This is a genomic window from Aromatoleum aromaticum EbN1 (assembly GCF_000025965.1).
Lineage (GTDB): Bacteria > Pseudomonadota > Gammaproteobacteria > Burkholderiales > Rhodocyclaceae > Aromatoleum > Aromatoleum aromaticum.
In genome coordinates, this window is sequence record NC_006513.1 from 2,075,473 (window position 1) to 2,093,042 (window position 17,570).

Below are 17,570 nucleotides of genomic sequence, written 5' to 3' on the forward strand. Positions count from 1 at the left end.
AAGAGATGAAAAGACCTGAACGCGGCAAGAGCCTGTTTCGCTTCGCGGCCCCCCAGCTGTTCTACCCGCTCGCGGGCGCGCTGGCGCCGTGGTTCGCCGGCGCCGCCGCGGTGCTCACGATCATCGGGCTGTGGCTCGCGTTCTTCGTTGCGCCGACCGATGCGCAGCAGGGCGAGGTGTATCGCGTGATCTTCATCCATGTACCGGCGGCGTGGATGTCGATGTTCGTGTATCTGATCATGGCGTTCTGGTCGGCGGTCGGACTGGTCATGAACACCCGCCTGTCGTTCATGATGGCCCGCGCGCTGGCGCCGACCGGGGCGATGTTCTGTGTCGTCGCGCTGGTGACCGGCGCGCTGTGGGGCAAGCCGACGTGGGGGGCGTACTGGGTGTGGGATGCGCGCCTGACGTCGCAACTGCTGCTGCTGTTCCTGTACTTCGGCTTCATGGCGCTGACCGAAGCGATCGAGGATCCACGCCGTGCCGACAAGGCGGGCGCGATCATCGCGCTGGTCGGCGCCGTCAATGTGCCGATCATCTATTTCTCCGTGAAGTGGTGGAACACGCTGCACCAGGGGGCGTCGGTGAGCCTGACGAAAGCACCTTCGATGGCCGCGACGATGCTCGCGGGCATGCTCGTGATGGCGCTGGCGTCATGGGCCTACACGATCGCCGTGACCTTGTGGCGGGTGCGCCCGCTGATTCTCGAGCGTGAACGCCACGCCGAATGGGTCGCGGCCGAACTCGACGCGCTGGAGGGCAGGATCTGATGCAGTGGGAGTCATGGAGCGCGTTCTGGCAGATGGGCGGTGCGGCGCCGTTCGTGTGGGGCAGCTACGGCATCACGGCGCTGCTGGTGGCAGGGGAACTGATCATGGTCATGCGCCGTCGTAAGGACGCCCTGCGGCGTCTGCTCAGGCTGCGTCGCGCGAGGGCGAGCGGCGGCGGGCGGCGGGCTTTTGAGGAGATCGTTGAATGAAACCCCGTAGCAAACGTCTGCTGCTCGTCGCCGGCGCTGTCGCGTTGCTGGTCGGTGCGGTGGCGCTGGTGCTGAACGCGTTCCAGCAGAACCTCGTGTTCTTCCACACGCCCACCGAAGTCGCGGAAGGCAAGGCGCCCGTCGGCCGGGCGTTTCGCATCGGCGGCATGGTCGAAACCGGCTCGATCCGCCGCGCTGCCGATGGCGTGACCGTGCAGTTCGCGATCACCGACACGGCGAAAGTGATTCCGGTTTCCTACAAAGGCTCCCTGCCCGACCTTTTCAGCGAAGGGAAGGGCGCGGTGGTGCAGGGCACGCTCGGCCCCGACGGCCAGTTCCAGGCGTCCGAAGTGCTCGCCAAGCACGACGAAAACTACATGCCGCCGGAGGCGCAGCACGCCGTCGACCAGGCCCAGAAAGCCGCACAGACGGTGCAACAATGATTCCCGAACTCGGCCATTTCTCGCTGATCCTGGCGCTGGTGCTCGCGCTCGTCCAGGCGGTCGTCCCGATGATCGGCGCCAACCGCAACCGCATCGCGCTGATGGCAGTCGGACGGCCGGCGGCGCAGGGGCAGTTCCTTGCCATCGCGTTCGCCTTCGGCTGCCTGACCTGGGCGTTCGTCACGAGCGATTTCTCGTTGCAGCTCGCGGCAGTCAACTCGCATACCGACACGCCGCTGATCTACAAGATCACCGGCGTGTGGGGCAACCACGAAGGGTCGCTGCTGCTGTGGGCGCTGTCGCTGTCGCTGTGGACGGTCGCAGTGACGGTGTTCAGCCGCAATTTGCCGGACGCCTTCATGGCGCGCGTCCTCGGCGTGCTCGGCTGGATCAGCGCGGGATTCCTGTCGTTCACGCTGGTCACGTCCAACCCTTTCGACCGCCTGCTGCCGGCGGTCGCGCAGGGACGCGACCTCAACCCGCTGCTCCAGGACGCCGGCATGATCATCCACCCGCCGCTGCTGTACATGGGCTACGTGGGCTTTTCGGTCGCGTTCGCGTTCGCGATCGCGGCGCTGCTCAGCGGCCGCATGGATGCCGCATGGGCGCGCTGGTCGCGACCATGGACGACGGTCGCGTGGGTGTTCCTCACTGCCGGCATCGCGGTCGGGTCGGGCTGGGCCTACTATGAGCTCGGTTGGGGCGGCTGGTGGTTCTGGGATCCGGTCGAAAACGCGTCCTTCATGCCGTGGCTGCTCGGCACCGCGCTGATCCATTCGCTCGCGGTCACGGAAAAACGCGGCGCGTTCCGCAGCTGGACGATCCTGCTCGCGATCAGTGCGTTCTCGCTGTCGCTGCTCGGCACTTTCCTGGTCCGCTCGGGCGTCATCACGTCGGTGCATGCGTTTGCGACCGACCCGCGCCGCGGTCTGTTCATCCTCGCGCTGCTGGTCGTCGTGATCGGCGTTTCGCTGACGCTGTTCGCATGGCGCGCGCCGAAGCTCGCCGGCGGCGGCAGCTTCGGCCTCGTGTCGCGCGACGCGACGCTGCTCGGCAACAACGTCCTGCTCGCAGTGGCGACGGGTTCGGTGCTGCTCGGAACGCTCTACCCGCTGTTCCTCGACGCGCTGAACCTCGGCAAGATCTCGGTCGGGCCGCCGTACTTCGAAGCGGTGTTCGTGCCGCTGATGACGCCGGTCGTGGTGCTGATGGTGCTCGGGCCGTTCGTCCGCTGGAAAGGGGACGGCCTCGGGCGCGTGCTGCGGCCGCTGCTGCCGGTGATGGTGGCGAGCATCGCGATCGGTCTCGGTGTCGCGTTCGCGGTCGGGCACGTCACGGTGCGCACGGTGCTCGGCCTGGTGCTGGCGTCGTGGGTGCTGCTCGGCAGCGCCCGGCTGCTGGCGAGCCGCTTCGCGGAGCGTCGCGGCGCGAGTACTGCGGCAGTGCTGCGGGGCATCCCGTTGGCGTGGTGGGGAATGTGGCTCGCGCACGCCGGCATCGGCATCTTCATCATCGGCGCGACGATGGCGGGCAGTCTCAACGAGCGCCTCGACGTCAAGATGCAGCCCGGCCAGACCGCACAACTCGCCGGCTACACGTTCACGTTCCGCGGTGTCGCCGACGCACCGGGGCCGAACTACGACGCCGCGCGGGCGACGATCGACGTGACGCGCAGCGGCATTCCGGTCGCGACGCTGCACCCGGAAAAGCGCTTCTACGTCGCGCAGCAGATGCCGATGACCGAGGCGTCGATCGACATCGGCCCGTTTCGCGATGTCTACGTCAACCTCGGCGACCGCCTCGACGACGGCAGCTGGGTTGTCGGCCTGTTCTACAAACCCTTCATCAGCTGGGTATGGCTCGGCTGCGTGCTGATGGCAATCGGGGGCGTTTTCGCGGCCTCGGATCGTCGCTACCGCCGCCTCGCCGAGCGTGAAGTCCCTGCCGGCGCGGCGCGCCGGACGACATGAGTAATCGACAATGAAAGCGAAATTTCTCGTCCCCCTCGCATTATTCCTCGTGCTGGCGGGCTTTCTCGGCTACGGGCTGCAGCTCAATCCGCGCGAAGTGCCGTCGCCGCTCGTCGACAAACCGGCGCCGCAGTTCCGCCTCGCGACACTGGCTGCCCCCGACGCCGCACTCGGCGCCGCCGACATGCGTGGCGAAGTGTGGCTGCTGAACGTCTGGGCGTCGTGGTGCGTATCGTGCCGCGAGGAGCATCCGGTGCTGATGGAACTCGCGCGCGACAAGGTCGTGCCGCTCGTCGGCCTCAATTACAAGGACACGCGCCCCGAAGCGATCGCCTGGCTCGAAGCGCACGGCGACCCCTACACCGCGTCGGTCGTCGACGCGGATGGCCGCGTCGGCATCGATTACGGCGTGTATGGCGTGCCCGAGACTTTCCTCATCGACCGGCAGGGCGTGATCCGCTACAAGCACATCGGACCGGTGACCCGGGAGGCGGTGCGCGACGTGCTGCTGCCGAAGATCGCGGAGCTGTCGCGTGCGAGCTAGGTCCTTCCGGCATCTGCTGCCTTCGGCCGTGTCGGCCCTGCTGTTCACGCTGATCCTCGCCGTCGCCGCGCCGCCGGCATTCGCCGCCGACGAAGCCGCGCCGCTCGTGACCGACCCGCAGCTCGAAGAGCGCGTCATGGATCTGTCGCACAAGCTGCGCTGCCTGGTGTGCCAGAACCAGTCGATCGCCGAATCGAACGCGCCGCTGGCGCTCGACCTGCGCAACCAGGTGCGCGAGCAGCTGGCGGCCGGCAAGAGCGAAGAGGCGGTGGTCGATTATCTCGTTGCCCGCTACGGCGATTTCGTGCTGTACCTTCCGCCGTTCAAGGGCATTACGCTGCTGCTGTGGCTGGGGCCGGCGCTGCTGCTCGTCGCCGGTGCGGGCTGGCTCGGATGGCGCCTGCGCCGCCGCGCCGAGGAAGTCCGCAGCGCGCCGCACCTGACGCGTGACGAGCGTGCCCGCGCCCGCGCCCTGCTCGACGGCACGTCCCCTTCCTCCGAGGAGCCTCGTTCGTGATTCCCTTCCTGATTCTGGCCACCGTGCTAGTGGCCGGTGCGTTGCTGCTTGTCGTTCCGCCGCTGCTCGGTGGCGGGAGCCGCGCGCGCGAACAGGCGCATCGGCAGCGCCAGGCCGAAACCGTGCTCGTCGTGCTGCGCGAGCAACTGGTTGAGCTGGAGGCCGAGCGTGCGGCCGGCCACATTGCCGAGGCCGATTATCAGCGCTCGCGCGAAGAGCTCGAACAGCGGGCGCTCGAAGAGGGGCGCGCGGCCGAAAGCGGCGCCGATCTGCGGCCGGCACGCCCATGGGCGGTTGCGATCGTCGTCGCGCTGCCGGCGCTCGCGGTGCTGTTCTACCTCGCTCTCGGCGAACCTCGCGGACTCGATCCGGCGCAGATCGCCGCGCAGCAGGAACACCAGATCACGCCCGAGCAGATGTCGGCGCTGGTCGCCCAGCTCGCGCAGCGCCTCGAACGCGAGCCGGACGATGCCGAGGGGTGGATGATGCTCGGCCGCTCCTACTCGATGACGAACGATCTCGACGGGGCCGCGGCGACCTGGCGCAAGCTCGGCGCGAAGATCCCGGACCAGGCGGACATCCTCGCCGACTGGGCCGACCTGCTCGCCGGCGCGGCGGGTGGCAGGTTCGACGGCGACCCGGATCGCCTCATCCGCCGGGCGCTCGAACTCGACCCGGCTCACCTCAAGGCGCTGGCGCTCGCCGGCACGGCGGCGTTCCAGCGCGAGGACTTCGCCGCCGCATCCGCTCACTGGGAACGCATCCTCGCGAACATGGACCCCGGCGAAGGCGTTTACGCGGCGGTCGTCGCAAGCATCAACGAGGCACGCGCGAAGGGTGGCATGCCGTTGCTGGAAGCGGCAGGCCCGGGTGCGGCGCCGACCGGCGGCAGTGCCGGGAAGGGGGCCGCGGAGGGGGCGGTGCAGGGGGCTGAAGAGGCGCTCAAGGTCAGCGGCCGGATCAGCATCTCCGCCGAGCTTGCCGCGCAGGTCGAAGCGGACGACACCGTGTTCGTCTTCGCCCGTCTGCTGGAAGGCGGGATGCCGGTGGCGGCCCTGCGCCTGCGCGCGGGCGACCTGCCCGCGTCATTCAGCTTCGAAAATGCACCGCGCATGTCGAAGGCACCCCTCCCGGCACAATTGAGCATCGGGGCGAGATTGTCGAAGCAGGGGGAGGCGACCGCCCAGGCAGGCGATCTCGAAGGGGAGCCGGTCAACGTCGCGCCGGATGCGGCGAACGTCGAGATCGTGATCGACCGGCTCCGCAACTAGCGCCGTCGTCCGCGAGAGGCGGGCGAACGGCGCTATTTCCGGGAGGACGTCACGGCGGGCGAGTGCCCGCGAGGCGGCCGCAACGGAGCGCATGGCACCCCGCGCGTCCGCTGCAATGGGACGAATTCAGGGACGAATTCAGGTCCCGGCGCAGCCGCAGCCGCCGCCACCGCCACCACATCCGCCGGCGCTGCGCGGAGCCGGTTCGACCGGTGCCGGTTCCTGCGCGTTCAGCTGGACGGTGAAATCGATGACGATATTGCCCGGTTCGCGGGCGACGTAATTGATCTTGATCTGCGAGCCATAACGCTGCTGGATCTGACCGAGCAGCGGCAGCGGGTCGTGGTCGTTCACGAAACGCATCGTTTCCCCTTCTTCGAGGGACTCGAGGGCGCCGAAGATGGCGGCGTGGCGAAAACGCTTGGCGACGCCGCGGGCGTCGAACGGGAATACGGAACGGTCGATGATCGGCAGTTCATTCATGAAAGCATCCTCCGGGGTGGGGGTGGGTGCGGCAAGTGTCCGCTGGTTGGAAATGCTAGGGAGGCGCAAGCGCTGCCGCCTTGAGCAAGAACAAGAATCGTCTGTCGTCGGTGCGTGGCGAAACCGTTGGGCAACATCGTTTTCGGTTGGTTTCTGCCCGGTCCATGAATGCCGGCCGCGGATTCGGCGCCTGAGGTGGCGGGCGCATGCGGACAGCGCGCTGCTCGCCGCGGTCAGCGCGGCGAGCGTTCGTCTCGTGCCAGTCGCCATGCAGCTCCCGGCCGTCCGTTCAGCCGGAATATTCGAAACGTACCCGCTTGACGTTGCACAGCAGCTCGTAGGAAATCGTCTTCGCGGCCTGGGCGATGCGGTTCACCGGGATGTTCGCGCCCCACAGCTCGACGCGGCTGCCGAGGCCGGCGTCGGGGAGATCGGTGAGGTCGATCGTCAGCAGGTCCATCGATACGCGCCCGATCAGGCGCGTGCGCAGGCCATCCACGGCGACCGGAGTGCCGTTGGGCACGCTGCGCGGATAGCCGTCGGCGTAGCCGAGTGCGACGAGGCCGGCGCGGGTCGCGCGCTCCGCGTGGAAGCGCGCGCCGTAGCCGAGCGGCGCGCCCGCCGGTATCTCGCGTACCGCGATCACCGCGCTCTCGAGCGTCATCACGGGGCGCAGGCCGTTCGGCTCGTCGGGCATCGGATCGGCGCCGTACAACAGGATGCCGGGGCGTGCCCAGTCGCGGTGCGCCGCAGGCCAGCCGAGGATCGCGCCGGAGTTCGCGAGGCTGCGCGGACCGGGCAGCTCGCGCGTCGCGGTGTCGAATGCTGTCAGCTGCTCGGTCGTCGCGAGGACTTGCGGCTCGTCGGCGCGCGCGAAGTGCGTCATCAGCGTGATGCCGCCGACCTTGCCGCTGTCCTTGAGGCGCTGCCAGGCCGGGCGCAGCTCGTGCGACAGGAAGCCGGCGCGGTTCATGCCGCTGTTCATCTTGAGCCAGACTTCGAGCGGCAGCGCCGGCCGTGCGTGGTCGATGATGCGCAGCTGCTCGGCATGATGGACGACGATCCAGAGGTCGTGGCGGACCACTTCATCGAGCTCGGCGGGAGCGAACACGCCTTCGAGCAGCAGGATCGGCTGATCGATGCCGGCGGCGCGCAGTTCGAGCGCCTCTTCGAGGAACCCGACTGCGAAACCGTCGGCGTCAGCGGCGAGCGCCCGTGCGCACTGCGCTGCGCCATGGCCGTACGCATTCGCCTTGACGACGGCCAGCGCGCGGCCCCCGTGCCGGCTGCGGGCGAGATGGTAGTTATGACGCAGGGCGTCGAGATCGATCAGCGCGCGGGCGGGTCTCATGCAGTGAAGGCGCGGAGCCTGGTAGGCGACAAGGCGCTACTTTGCCACAGCAGTGCCGCGTTCGGCGCTGCGCTGCGGAGTGACAGGCGCGAGCCTCTCGTCATGCCGATGGCGGCCTCCCGGCCGGCACTTCGGCCGTCGGTTCCGTGGTCGCTGCAACATTACGGTAATATTGCGCACCTTCCGGACCCTGCCTGCGCCCGGAAGCCGGCCTCCGGAGGGCCTGGTCATGCGTCTGCACCCACTCTTGAAGCCCCTCGCCTACCTTGCAGGCTGCCTCCTCTACGCTGTCCCCGGCTGGCTGACCGACGAGTTCGGGTCGGTCAGCATCGACCAGGTTCTCTATCATCTGAATCTCGGCACCGAAGGCCTGCTCTCGAGCGACCCGGAACTGCTCGTGCGCTTCCTGTGGCGCGGGGTTGCGCTGCCGGTCGCCCTCGCGCTCGTGCTGTGGACCCTCGACACGTACGTCCGTTACCTCCGCGCCCATCCCGAAGCCGTGCCGATGCGAGTGATCGGCCCGGTGATTCGCACGGCGCGCAGAGGCGGCGCGCGCGCCGGCGAGCTGTTGAAGAGGACCTTCCGGCGCGCGCTGCCGCATGCCCTGCCGCTGGTCGTGTTCGGCGCGGGGACGGCGTTCTTCATCGACAGCTTCTCGCTCGCGAGCTACGTTCGCACTTATTTCGGCGAGGATTATTTTTCCGGATCCTATGTCGACCCGCGCCACGTCACGCTGCGCAAGGAGAAGCCGAAAAGCCTGGTTCTGATCTACGTCGAAAGCCTCGAGAACACCTACTCGGATCCGGCGCTGTTCGGGCGCGACCTGCTCGAGCGCCTCAATGCCTACAAGTCGCGGGCGATCACGTTCGACGACTATCGCCAGATGCCCGGCGCCCATTTCACGATCGCGGGAATCGTCGCGACGCAGTGCGGGTTGCCGCTGAAGTCGGTGGCGCTGTTCGGCGGCAACACGCAGGGCGAGCAGATCGACCGCTTTCTGCCGCGGGCGCACTGCCTCGGCGACATCCTCGCCGGAGTGGGTTACACGAATGTGTTCCTGAACGGCTCGAGCCTCGTGTTCGGCGGGGTCGGCAACTTCTTCCGCGATCACCATTACGCGAAAGTGCTGGGCCGCGAAGAGTGGGTCGGCCTCGGCGAAAAACCCGAGACGATGAGCGGCTGGGGGCTGCACGACGACGACCTGTTTCGCCGCGCGCGCGAGGAACTGGGCATGCTGATGAAAGCGAAACGCCCGTTCAACCTGACGGTGCTGACGATCGACACCCATCACCCCTACGGGCATCTGTCGTCGCGCTGCGCGCGCGAAGGGCGGAGCGATTTCGACGGCATCGTCGAATGCACGGCCGGCCAGGTCGCCGACTTCATCGAGCATATCGCCGCGAAAGGTTGGATGGATCGTGTCGCGATCGTCGTGCAGGGTGACCACCTCGCTATGGGCAACACGTCGTACGACAAGCTGGTCCGCAACCCGCACCGCACGATCTTCAACCTGCTGATCGGCGGCGACCGGAAGCTCGTGAAGAATACCGACCAGGTCACGCATTTCGACATGCTGCCGACGATGCTCGACTTCGTCGGGCTGCGCGTCGAAGGGCAGCGCGCCGGGCTTGGCTACTCGGCGCTCGGTCCGGTCACCGTGCCCCGCCCGGCTGACCGCCTCGTGCGCATGGAAGAGCAGCTGATGAACTACAGCGCGGCCTACCGCGAACTGTGGGAACTCCCTCGGGTGCCCGACGGCGATCCGGTGCGGCTTGTCGCACCCGACCATTCGCCGGCATCGCCGCTGGCCGACCCGCGCCAGCTTGTGCGCGTCAACTGATTGCCGGGCAGGGGCAATGCCGGGCAGCGCGTGTCGCGCCACGCTCGCCTCCCGTCTCGAATCGAAAACCGGTTGATACGCATATAAAAGCAAGTTTTTGAGATGCGTAAGCCGGGCGTAAGTCTCCGGGACTACTTTTCGTCTGTCCGGATGAAAATCCGGCCTGACTACCGTACGAGTGGAGGGAGACATGCAAAACGACATGGTGGCAAGAGTCATTGCCAATCCGAAGTACCAGCGCCTGGTGAAAACGCGCACGTCATACGGCTGGCTGCTGACGGCGATCATGATGGTCGTCTACTACGGCTACATCGCGGTCATCGCGTTCGACAAGGAGCTGTTCGCGCAGCGGCTCGGCGACGGCGTCATGACGGTCGGCATTCCCGTGGGGTTCGGCGTGATCGTGTTCACGATCATCATCACCGGCATCTACGTGCGCCGCGCGAACTCCGAGTTCGACAGGCTGACCCAGGAAATCATCGAGGAGAGCGCCAAATGAGCGGCCGTTTCACGCATATCGGTGCGGGGCTCGTCCTCGCGCTGCTGTCTGCCGTCGCACTCGCCGCAGGTGGCGATCTCGGCCAGGCAGAGAAGCAGCCCACCAACTGGACCGCGATCGCGATGTTCGGCGGTTTCGTCGTCTTCACGCTGTTCATCACCAAGTGGGCGGCGGCGAAGACCAAGTCGGCGGCAGACTTCTACACTGCGGGCGGCGGCATCACCGGCTTCCAGAACGGGCTGGCGATCGCCGGCGACTACATGTCGGCGGCGTCGTTCCTGGGGATCTCCGCGGCGGTCATGGCGAACGGTTATGACGGACTGATCTACTCGATCGGCTTCCTCGTCGGCTGGCCGGTGATCACTTTCCTGATGGCTGAACGCCTGCGCAACCTCGGCAAGTTCACGTTCGCCGACGTCGCCGCGTACCGCTTCAAGCAGACGCCGATCCGCGCGTTCGCCGCGTCGGGCACGCTCGTCGTCGTCGCGTTCTACCTGATCGCGCAGATGGTCGGCGCCGGCCAGCTGATCAAGCTGTTGTTCGGCCTCGAGTACTGGATGGCCGTCGTCATCGTCGGTGCGCTGATGATGGTCTACGTGCTGTTCGGCGGCATGACCGCGACGACGTGGGTGCAGATCATCAAGGCCTGCCTGCTGCTCGCCGGTGCGTCGTTCATGGCGTTCATGGTGCTGTGGGCGTACGGCTTCTCGCCGGAGGCGCTGTTCGCCGCGTCGGTGCAGGTCAAGGCGCAGATCGCGGAAGCCGGCGGCAGGTCGCCGGAGGAGGCCGGGATCATCGGACAGGCGATCATGGGGCCGGGCTCGTTCATCAAGGACCCGATCTCGGCGATCTCGTTCGGCATGGCGCTGATGTTCGGCACCGCCGGCCTGCCGCACATCCTGATGCGCTTCTTCACCGTGCCGGACGCCAAGGAGGCGCGCAAGTCGGTGTTCTGGGCGACGACCTGGATCGGCTACTTCTACGTGCTGACGTTCATCATCGGCTTCGGCGCGATCGTGCTGGTGTCGACGAACCCCAGCTTCCTCGACGCGAACGGCGTGCTGATCGGCGGCGGCAACATGGCGGCTATCCACCTCGCCAATGCGGTCGGCGGCAACGTCTTCCTCGGCTTCATCTCGGCGGTCGCGTTCGCGACGATCCTCGCAGTGGTCGCCGGCCTGACGCTGTCGGGCGCCTCGGCGGTGTCGCACGACCTGTACGCGACGGTGTTCAAGAAAGGCAACGCGGACTCGGCCTCCGAGCTGCGCGTGTCGCGGATGACGACCGTCGTGCTCGGCATCATCGCCGTCGTGCTCGGCATCGCGTTCGAGAAGCAGAACATCGCGTTCATGGTGTCGCTGGCGTTCGCGATCGCCGCGTCGGCCAACTTCCCGGTGCTGTTCATGTCGGTGCTGTGGAAGGACTGCACGACGCGCGGCGCGACGATCGGCGGCTTCCTTGGCCTGATCACCGCGGTCGGCCTGACGGTCGTGTCGCCGTCGGTGTGGGAAGCGACGCTCGGCAATCCGAAGGGCTCGGCGCTGTTCCCCTACACGTCGCCGGCGCTGTTCTCGATGGCCGCAGGCTTCATCGGCATCTGGCTGTTCTCGATACTCGACAACAGTGCGCGTGCGAAGGAAGACCGCGCAGGTTACCTCGCGCAGAAAGTGCGCTCCGAGACGGGTATCGGCGCTGCCGGCGCCTCGGGCCACTGAGCCTGGTCCCACGCCGCCGCCTGTCACCATGACGGGCGGCGGTGAACGGCAAAACGGCGACGACCTTCCAGGCGTCGCCGTTTTGCTTTTGCATTCCGCCTGCCGCAGCGCCTTTTCAGGCGTTCCCGCGTTCGCCCGCCGCATGCACGGCGAGCCACAGCGCGTCAGGCCCGGTCGAGGCAACGCGGTGACGGCAATGTGCTCGAATCGTCACCCAGTCGCCGGCGCGCATCACGCACTGCCGGCCATCGGCGAACTCGAGCACCGCTTCCCCCCGCACAAGCATCACCCACTCGTCGCCGGGCTGGTCGTACCAGAAGCTTTCCGCGCTCGCCGCTGCATTCGACGCGATGCGCTCGATGCGTACCTGCGCATTGGCGAACAGCGGGTCGAAAATCTCCGTGCCGCCTGCGGGCGGCGGCAGGTCGAACAGGTTGCCGTGGTCGGGCATGATCCGTCACTTGCCCCGCTTCAGGTCGACGAGCGGCACGATGCCCGGCGGCAGGTCGAATTTCGGGCGGTTCGCTTCAGGCTCGGCCAGCGGCACGCATAATTTCAGCGTCGCGAGGCTGCGCACGGTGAGTTCGTGATAGCAGCGCGTGCCGTCGACTTTCCAGTCCATTTCCTGCGCAGTGAGTTCGCGGACCACTTTGGCCGGGATGCCCGCAGCGAGCATGCGCGGCGGGACGAGCATGTCGGCCTTGACGAAGGCGCAGGCGGCGACGACTGCGGAGTCGCCGACGACTGCGTTGTCCATGACGACCGCGTTCATGCCGACGAGCGCATTGCGGCCGATGCGGCAGCCGTGCAGCACCGCGGCGTGGCCGATGTGGCCGTCCTCCTCGACGATTGTGTCGAGGTTCGGAAAACCGTGCATCACGCAGTTGTCCTGCAGGTTCGACCCCTGTTCGAGGATGATCCGGCCGAAGTCGCCGCGCAGGCTCGCGAGCGGCGCGACGTAGCAGCGTGCGCCGACGATGACGTCGCCGATCAGCACCGCGTCGGGGTGGACGAAGGCGCTCGGATGGACGACCGGACGCAGGCCGTCGATTTCGTAGCAGGGCATCGTTTGAATCTCCCGGATTCGAAAAGGGGACAAGAGCGCCGGAGGACGGGCGCCGGAGCGCGGTGTGCGGCGGCGCACGGCCGGGGGTGATGCAAACGGGGCGCCGCAGCGCCCCGTTTGCACGGCGAGAGGCGTTACCTCATTCGACGTGATAGCGCCGCTGCACGACGCGGAAGCGGTTCGCGACGAAGGCGCTGTCGGCGTAGCTCGCATTGGCTGCGGGGTTCATGCCGACTCCATGATAGTCGGAGAACGCTGCCGACTGATTGACGAACACGGCGCCGGTCAGGTTGATCGACAGCGCTGCCCCGGCATGCATCGTCGCCGCAGTCATCGCGTCGAGCACCTGCGGCTTCGTCGAATACACACCGACCGTCAGCGCGCCGTGCTCGCGCACGATGCGCTCGGATAGCGCCACTGCGGCGTCGGCATCGGCGACGCGGACGACGAACGAGACCGGGCCGAAACGCTCGACCATGTAGCTTTTCTCGTCGCTCGCGTCGCAGGTCAGCAGCACCGGCGTGCGCACTTCCGCGTTCGGGAACTCGGGGTGCTCGAGCTTGCGCGATGCCAGCACCACTTTGCCGTACTCGCCGGCTTCGTCGATGCGGCGCAGCGTGTCCGCGGACTGGATCGCCCCGAGCACTGCGGTCGCGACAGCCGGGTCCGCGAGCGTCTTGTCGATCGCGGCGGCGAGGTCGGAGGCGAACTCGTCGAAGCTCTTGTGTCCCTGGTCGGTGTCGATGCCGCCAGCCGGCACGAGGATCGCCTGCGTCGTCGTGCACATCTGGCCGGAATACAGGCACAGCGTGAACGCGAGGTTGCGCAGCATCGCTTTGTACGCATCGGTCGACTCGACGACGACGTTATTGACGCCGGCAAGCTCGGCGTACACCTGCGCCTGCCGCGCGTTGTCGATCAGCCACTCGCCGAACAGGTTGCCGCCGGTGAAGTCGATCGACTTGACTGCCGGGTGGGTCGCAAGCGCCTGCGTGTCCTCGCGCTTCGTGACGACCGCGAGGCTGACGAGGTTCGGGTCGAGGCCCTGCTCGGCGAGCACTTCGCGGGCGATTCGCACGGTGATCGCCGCCGGAAGGATCGCGTGCTCGTGCGGCTTGACGATCACCGGGTTACCGGTCGCCAGCGCGGCAAAGAAGCCCGGGTAAGTGTTCCAGGTCGGGAACGTGCCGCAGCCGATCACCAGCGCGACGCCCCGGCCGACGATCTCGAAGTGCTTTTTCATCCGCAGCGGCGGATTCTTGCCCTGCGGTTTTTCCCATACCGTTTCAGCGGGGATGCGGCTCATCTCGTCCCACGCGTAGGCGACCGCTTCGAGGCCGCGATCCTGCGCATGCGGGCCGCCGGCCTGGAAAGCCATCATCCAGCCCTGGCCGCTGGTCAGCATCACTGCGTGCGCGATCTCGAAGCTGCGCTTGTTCAGCCGCTCGAGGATCTCGAGGCAGACGCCGACGCGTCCTTCCGCGCCGAGCCGCTGCCAGCCGTCCTGCGCAGCCTGCGCCGCCTCGACGAGCGCCGACGGCGAGCACACCGGATAGCGCACGCCGAGCTCAGTGCCGTAAGGCGAGCGTTCCGGAGCGAGCCGGCCGGTTTCGCCCGCCTGGTCGAGAGGGAAATCCTGGCCGAAGCAGGCTTCGACTGCGCGCTTGCCGTCTTCATTGGCCGTTTCGCCATAAACCTTCGGGCTCGGCATTTCGGGATACGGCGTCCAGAAGCCGCGCGTGCGGATCGCCTGGACGGCGGCGTCGAGTGTGGCGCGGTGTTTTTCGAACAGCGGATGGGTCATGGAACTCTCCTCTCGTCGGGATGGAATGCCGTCGCGCAGGGCTCTGCGTTCTGTGGTGCGCCGATGTTGCAGCGCGGCAAACTTGTCAAGCAAAAAACAGTTGTCTTTTGATCTGGGTCAAGATTACTATTGATTGACCGGTCGGTCAAACAACGCCAGCACCCCAATTCGACACTGGCAGGACGCGACCAGGACGCCAACAGAGTGCCACGCCGCACTCGGGCAAACAATCAGGAGACCTGAATGAGCAACGAGCTTGACATGCAGGGAGAAACGATCCGCATGGAAGTCGTCGGCGGGGTCGCGACGCTGACGCTGAACCGGCCTGACCGGCTCAACAGCTTCACGAACCGTATGCACGAAGAAGTACGCGAAGCGCTGGCCGCGGTGAAGGCCGGGCGCGACAGGGGCATCGTCCGCGTCCTCGTGATCACCGGCGCCGGGCGCGGCTTCTGCGCCGGGCAGGATCTCTCCGACCGCGCCGTCGCCCCGGGTGAAGCGCCGGTCGACCTCGGCGCATCCGTCGAGAAGAACTACAAGCCGCTGGCGATGGCGCTGCGCAACCTCGACCTGCCGGTCATCGCCGCGGTCAATGGCGTCGCGGCCGGCGCCGGGGCGAGCATCGCGCTGGCGTGCGATCTCGTGTTCGCTGCGCGTTCGGCGAGCTTCATCCAGTCGTTCAGCAAGCTCGGCGTCGTTCCCGACACCGGCGGCAGCTGGATCCTGCCGCGCCTCGTCGGTCCGGCGCGCGCGCTCGGCCTCGCGCTGCTCGGCGAGAAGCTCGGCGCCGAACAGGCTGAACAGTGGGGCCTGATCTGGAAATGCGTCGATGACGACGCGTTGATGCCGACCGTGCAGCAGGTCGCGGCGAGCCTCGCGCAGGGACCGACTTTCGGCTACGCGCAGACCAAGAAGGCGATCTGGGCGAGTTCGACGAACGACTTCGAAACCCAGCTCGACCTCGAGCGCAACATGATGACGGTGTGCGGCCAGTCGAACGACTACCGCGAAGGGGTGGCCGCGTTCATCGAAAAGCGCGCGCCGAGCTTCAAAGGGGACTAGGACATGAAACTCTCGTCATTCGCCGCAAAGGACGTCAAATGAAGGCGCTGAACAAGAACGTGAAAGTGCTCGTGATCGGCGCTGGCGCGATGGGCAGCGGCATCGCCCACGTCGCCGCACGCGCCGGCCACACCGTGTATCTGTACGACGGCCGCCCCGAGGCGGTTCAGTCGGGGTGCGCGGGCATCGACAAGGACCTGCGCTACCTCGTCGCCAAGGGGCGGCTGCCCGAAGCCGAGGCACAGGCAATCCTCGCGCGCGTGCTGCCGGTCGCCGCGCTTGACGAAGCGCGCGACGCCGGGCTCGCGATCGAGGCGATCGTCGAGAACCTCGACGTCAAGCAGGCGTTGTTCAGGGACCTCGAAGCGCTGCTCGGCGAAGACGCGATCCTCGCGAGCAACACGTCGTCGCTGTCGATCACCGCGATGGCCGCCGGACTCACGCGCCCGGGGCGCTTTGCCGGGCTGCATTTCTTCAACCCGGCGCCCCGCATGGCGCTCGTCGAAATCGTCTCTGGCCTTGCGACGGAGCGCGCGATCGCCGACACGCTGCACGCGACGGCGCGGGCGTGGGGCAAGATTCCGGTGCATGCGAAATCGACGCCGGGCTTCATCGTCAACCGCGTTGCGCGGCCGTACTACGCTGAAGCGCTGCGCGTGCTCGCCGAGAAAGCTGCCGAGCCGCAGACGCTCGACGCGATCCTGCGCGAAGGCTGCGGTTTCGCGATGGGGCCGTTCGAACTGATGGACCTGATCGGGCACGACGTGAACTTCGCCGTCACCCGCTCGGTGTTCGAGGCATATTTCAACGATCGCCGCTTCGCCCCGAGCCTGATCCAGCAGGAACTCGTCTTTGCCGGCCGACTCGGGCGCAAGAGCGGGCACGGCTTCTACGACTATGCCGAAGGCGCGGTCAAGCCGCCCGCGCGCAGCGAACCGGTGCGCAACGCCGAGGCGAAGATCGCCGTTGTCGGCGACATCGGCGCCGCGGCCCCGCTGATCGCGCGGCTCGAAGCGGGCGGCGTCGAAGTGCGGCGCGAAGCGGGCAAGGGCGGACGCGGCTGGATGAAGATCGGCGCGGCGTGCGTTGCGCTGTCCGACGGACGCACTGCGACTCGCCGTGCGGTCGAGGAGGAGTGCCCGAACCTGGTGCTGCTCGACCTGTGCCTCGACTTTGCCGCGACCGGGCGCATCACCGTCGCGCGCGCCGACCAGTGCGGGCTCGGCGCATTCCGCGCGGTCATCGGCACGCTGCAGAAAGCCGGCGTCAATGTGAGCGTCATCGACGACGTGGCCGGCCTGCTGTCGCTGCGCGTCGTCGCGATGCTCGCGAACGAAGCTGCCGACGCGGTGCTGTACGGCGTCGCCAGCGCCACCGATGTCGACACCGCGATGTGTCACGGCACGAACTACCCGAAAGGCGGGCCGCTCGCGTGGGCCGACCAGCTCGGCGCGGCGTTCATCGCCGAAGTGATCTCGAACCTTGCAGCGCATTACGGCGAAGAACGCTATCGCGTGTCGCCGTTCCTGCAACGCAAAGCCTTCAAGGGAGAGCTGGTGCATGACTGAGGCGGGATTCAGGGATCTCACCAACGGACTCGAGCCGCAGGCGCTGGCCGAACGGGTGCGCGACGGCATGTCGGAGATGGACCCGACGCTGAAGGGCTTCGGCATCGGCGTCGAAGCGATCGGGCCCGGCTACGCGAAGATGACGATGACGGTGCGCAAGGACATGCTGAACGGCTTCGGCATCTGCCACGGCGGCTTCATCACGCTGCTCGCCGATTCGGCGTTCGCGTATTCGTGCAACAGCTACAACGAAATGACCGTCGCGTCCGGCATCAGCCTCGACTTCATGGCGCCGGGCCGCCCGGGCGACGTGCTCATTGCGGAAGCGAAAGAGCTTTTCGTCGCCGGTCGCACCGGGGTCTATGACATCAGCGTCGTCAACCAGAAAGGCGAGCTGCTGGCGATGATGCGCGGCAAGTCGTATCGTTTGAAAGGCCGGGCGATCGTGGATTTGTGAT

Annotated in this window: 18 protein-coding genes; 13 read left to right on the forward strand and 5 right to left on the reverse strand. The window is 67.2% G+C overall.

The window, feature by feature from the left end; all coding sequences use genetic code 11:
• The first annotated feature begins 5 nt into the window (after positions 1-5).
• Genes ccmC through ccmI form a run of 7 tightly spaced genes read left to right on the forward strand, consistent with a single transcriptional unit; the run spans position 6 to position 5,724 of the window.
• The gene (ccmC, locus tag EBN1_RS09820; protein WP_041647124.1) at positions 6-770 is read left to right on the forward strand and encodes a heme ABC transporter permease CcmC; all 765 of its coding nucleotides are present in this window, start codon (positions 6-8) and stop codon (positions 768-770) included.
• On the forward strand, positions 770-979 hold the full coding sequence (gene ccmD, locus EBN1_RS09825; protein ID WP_011237800.1) for a heme exporter protein CcmD: 210 nt from the start codon (positions 770-772) through the stop codon (positions 977-979). The genes ccmC and ccmD overlap by 1 nt, the downstream gene beginning before the upstream one ends.
• Positions 976-1,422, forward strand: a complete 447-nt coding sequence (gene ccmE / locus EBN1_RS09830) for a cytochrome c maturation protein CcmE (protein ID WP_011237801.1) — start codon at positions 976-978, stop codon at positions 1,420-1,422. The genes ccmD and ccmE overlap by 4 nt, the downstream gene beginning before the upstream one ends.
• On the forward strand, positions 1,419-3,392 hold the full coding sequence (locus tag EBN1_RS09835) for a heme lyase CcmF/NrfE family subunit (protein WP_011237802.1): 1,974 nt from the start codon (positions 1,419-1,421) through the stop codon (positions 3,390-3,392). The genes ccmE and EBN1_RS09835 overlap by 4 nt, the downstream gene beginning before the upstream one ends.
• A 10-nt stretch (positions 3,393-3,402) precedes the next feature.
• A complete protein-coding gene (locus tag EBN1_RS09840) occupies positions 3,403-3,936 on the forward strand; it encodes a DsbE family thiol:disulfide interchange protein (RefSeq protein WP_011237803.1) in 534 nt (177 codons plus the stop codon).
• Positions 3,926-4,453: a cytochrome c-type biogenesis protein gene (locus tag EBN1_RS09845; RefSeq protein WP_011237804.1), complete on the forward strand. Its 528-nt coding sequence runs from the start codon at positions 3,926-3,928 to the stop codon at positions 4,451-4,453. Before EBN1_RS09840 ends, EBN1_RS09845 begins: the two co-directional genes overlap by 11 nt.
• A complete protein-coding gene (gene ccmI, locus EBN1_RS09850; RefSeq protein WP_011237805.1) occupies positions 4,450-5,724 on the forward strand; it encodes a c-type cytochrome biogenesis protein CcmI in 1,275 nt (424 codons plus the stop codon). Before EBN1_RS09845 ends, ccmI begins: the two co-directional genes overlap by 4 nt.
• A 138-nt stretch (positions 5,725-5,862) precedes the next feature.
• Here ccmI and EBN1_RS09855 read toward each other — a convergent pair whose 3' ends face one another.
• Both EBN1_RS09855 and alr read right to left on the reverse strand, forming a co-directional pair.
• The gene (locus EBN1_RS09855) at positions 5,863-6,207 is read right to left on the reverse strand and encodes a DUF2249 domain-containing protein (RefSeq protein WP_041646148.1); all 345 of its coding nucleotides are present in this window, start codon (positions 6,205-6,207) and stop codon (positions 5,863-5,865) included.
• 289 nt (positions 6,208-6,496) lie between these two features.
• Positions 6,497-7,558 carry an alanine racemase gene (gene alr / locus EBN1_RS09860; RefSeq protein WP_011237807.1) on the reverse strand — a complete coding sequence of 354 codons (1,062 nt, stop codon included), beginning with the start codon at positions 7,556-7,558 and terminating at the stop codon, positions 6,497-6,499.
• Between the two features lie 229 nt (positions 7,559-7,787).
• On the opposite strand from alr, the gene EBN1_RS09865 reads away from it, so the two are divergent.
• The 3 genes from EBN1_RS09865 (at position 7,788) to EBN1_RS09875 (ending at position 11,612) form a co-directional block, all read left to right on the forward strand.
• Positions 7,788-9,398 carry a sulfatase-like hydrolase/transferase gene (locus tag EBN1_RS09865; protein ID WP_011237808.1) on the forward strand — a complete coding sequence of 537 codons (1,611 nt, stop codon included), beginning with the start codon at positions 7,788-7,790 and terminating at the stop codon, positions 9,396-9,398.
• A 190-nt stretch (positions 9,399-9,588) separates the two neighbouring features.
• A complete protein-coding gene (locus EBN1_RS09870; RefSeq protein WP_011237809.1) occupies positions 9,589-9,897 on the forward strand; it encodes a DUF485 domain-containing protein in 309 nt (102 codons plus the stop codon).
• Positions 9,894-11,612, forward strand: a complete 1,719-nt coding sequence (locus EBN1_RS09875) for a cation acetate symporter (RefSeq protein WP_011237810.1) — start codon at positions 9,894-9,896, stop codon at positions 11,610-11,612. Before EBN1_RS09870 ends, EBN1_RS09875 begins: the two co-directional genes overlap by 4 nt.
• Positions 11,613-11,727: 115 nt before the next feature.
• Here the strand turns inward: EBN1_RS09875 and EBN1_RS09880 are convergent, their stop codons facing one another.
• The 3 genes from EBN1_RS09880 to paaN all read right to left on the reverse strand — a co-directional run bounded on the left by EBN1_RS09880 (position 11,728) and on the right by paaN (position 14,482).
• The gene (locus EBN1_RS09880; RefSeq protein ID WP_011237811.1) at positions 11,728-12,063 is read right to left on the reverse strand and encodes a cupin domain-containing protein; all 336 of its coding nucleotides are present in this window, start codon (positions 12,061-12,063) and stop codon (positions 11,728-11,730) included.
• A 6-nt stretch (positions 12,064-12,069) separates the two neighbouring features.
• The gene (gene paaY / locus EBN1_RS09885) at positions 12,070-12,678 is read right to left on the reverse strand and encodes a phenylacetic acid degradation protein PaaY (protein WP_011237812.1); all 609 of its coding nucleotides are present in this window, start codon (positions 12,676-12,678) and stop codon (positions 12,070-12,072) included.
• A gap of 139 nt (positions 12,679-12,817) precedes the next feature.
• Entirely contained in the window at positions 12,818-14,482 is a 1,665-nt protein-coding gene (gene paaN, locus EBN1_RS09890) for a phenylacetic acid degradation protein PaaN (protein WP_011237813.1), read from the reverse strand.
• Positions 14,483-14,725: 243 nt separating this feature from the next.
• On the opposite strand from paaN, the gene paaG reads away from it, so the two are divergent.
• Genes paaG through paaI form a run of 3 tightly spaced genes read left to right on the forward strand, consistent with a single transcriptional unit; the run spans position 14,726 to position 17,569 of the window.
• Complete coding sequence (gene paaG, locus EBN1_RS09895) at positions 14,726-15,544, forward strand: 2-(1,2-epoxy-1,2-dihydrophenyl)acetyl-CoA isomerase PaaG (RefSeq protein ID WP_011237814.1); 819 nt, start codon at positions 14,726-14,728, stop codon at positions 15,542-15,544.
• Positions 15,545-15,582: 38 nt separating this feature from the next.
• Positions 15,583-17,112, forward strand: a complete 1,530-nt coding sequence (gene paaH, locus EBN1_RS09900; protein WP_011237815.1) for a 3-hydroxyacyl-CoA dehydrogenase PaaH — start codon at positions 15,583-15,585, stop codon at positions 17,110-17,112.
• The gene (gene paaI / locus EBN1_RS09905; RefSeq protein WP_011237816.1) at positions 17,105-17,569 is read left to right on the forward strand and encodes a hydroxyphenylacetyl-CoA thioesterase PaaI; all 465 of its coding nucleotides are present in this window, start codon (positions 17,105-17,107) and stop codon (positions 17,567-17,569) included. The genes paaH and paaI overlap by 8 nt, the downstream gene beginning before the upstream one ends.
• Position 17,570 lies beyond the last annotated feature (1 nt).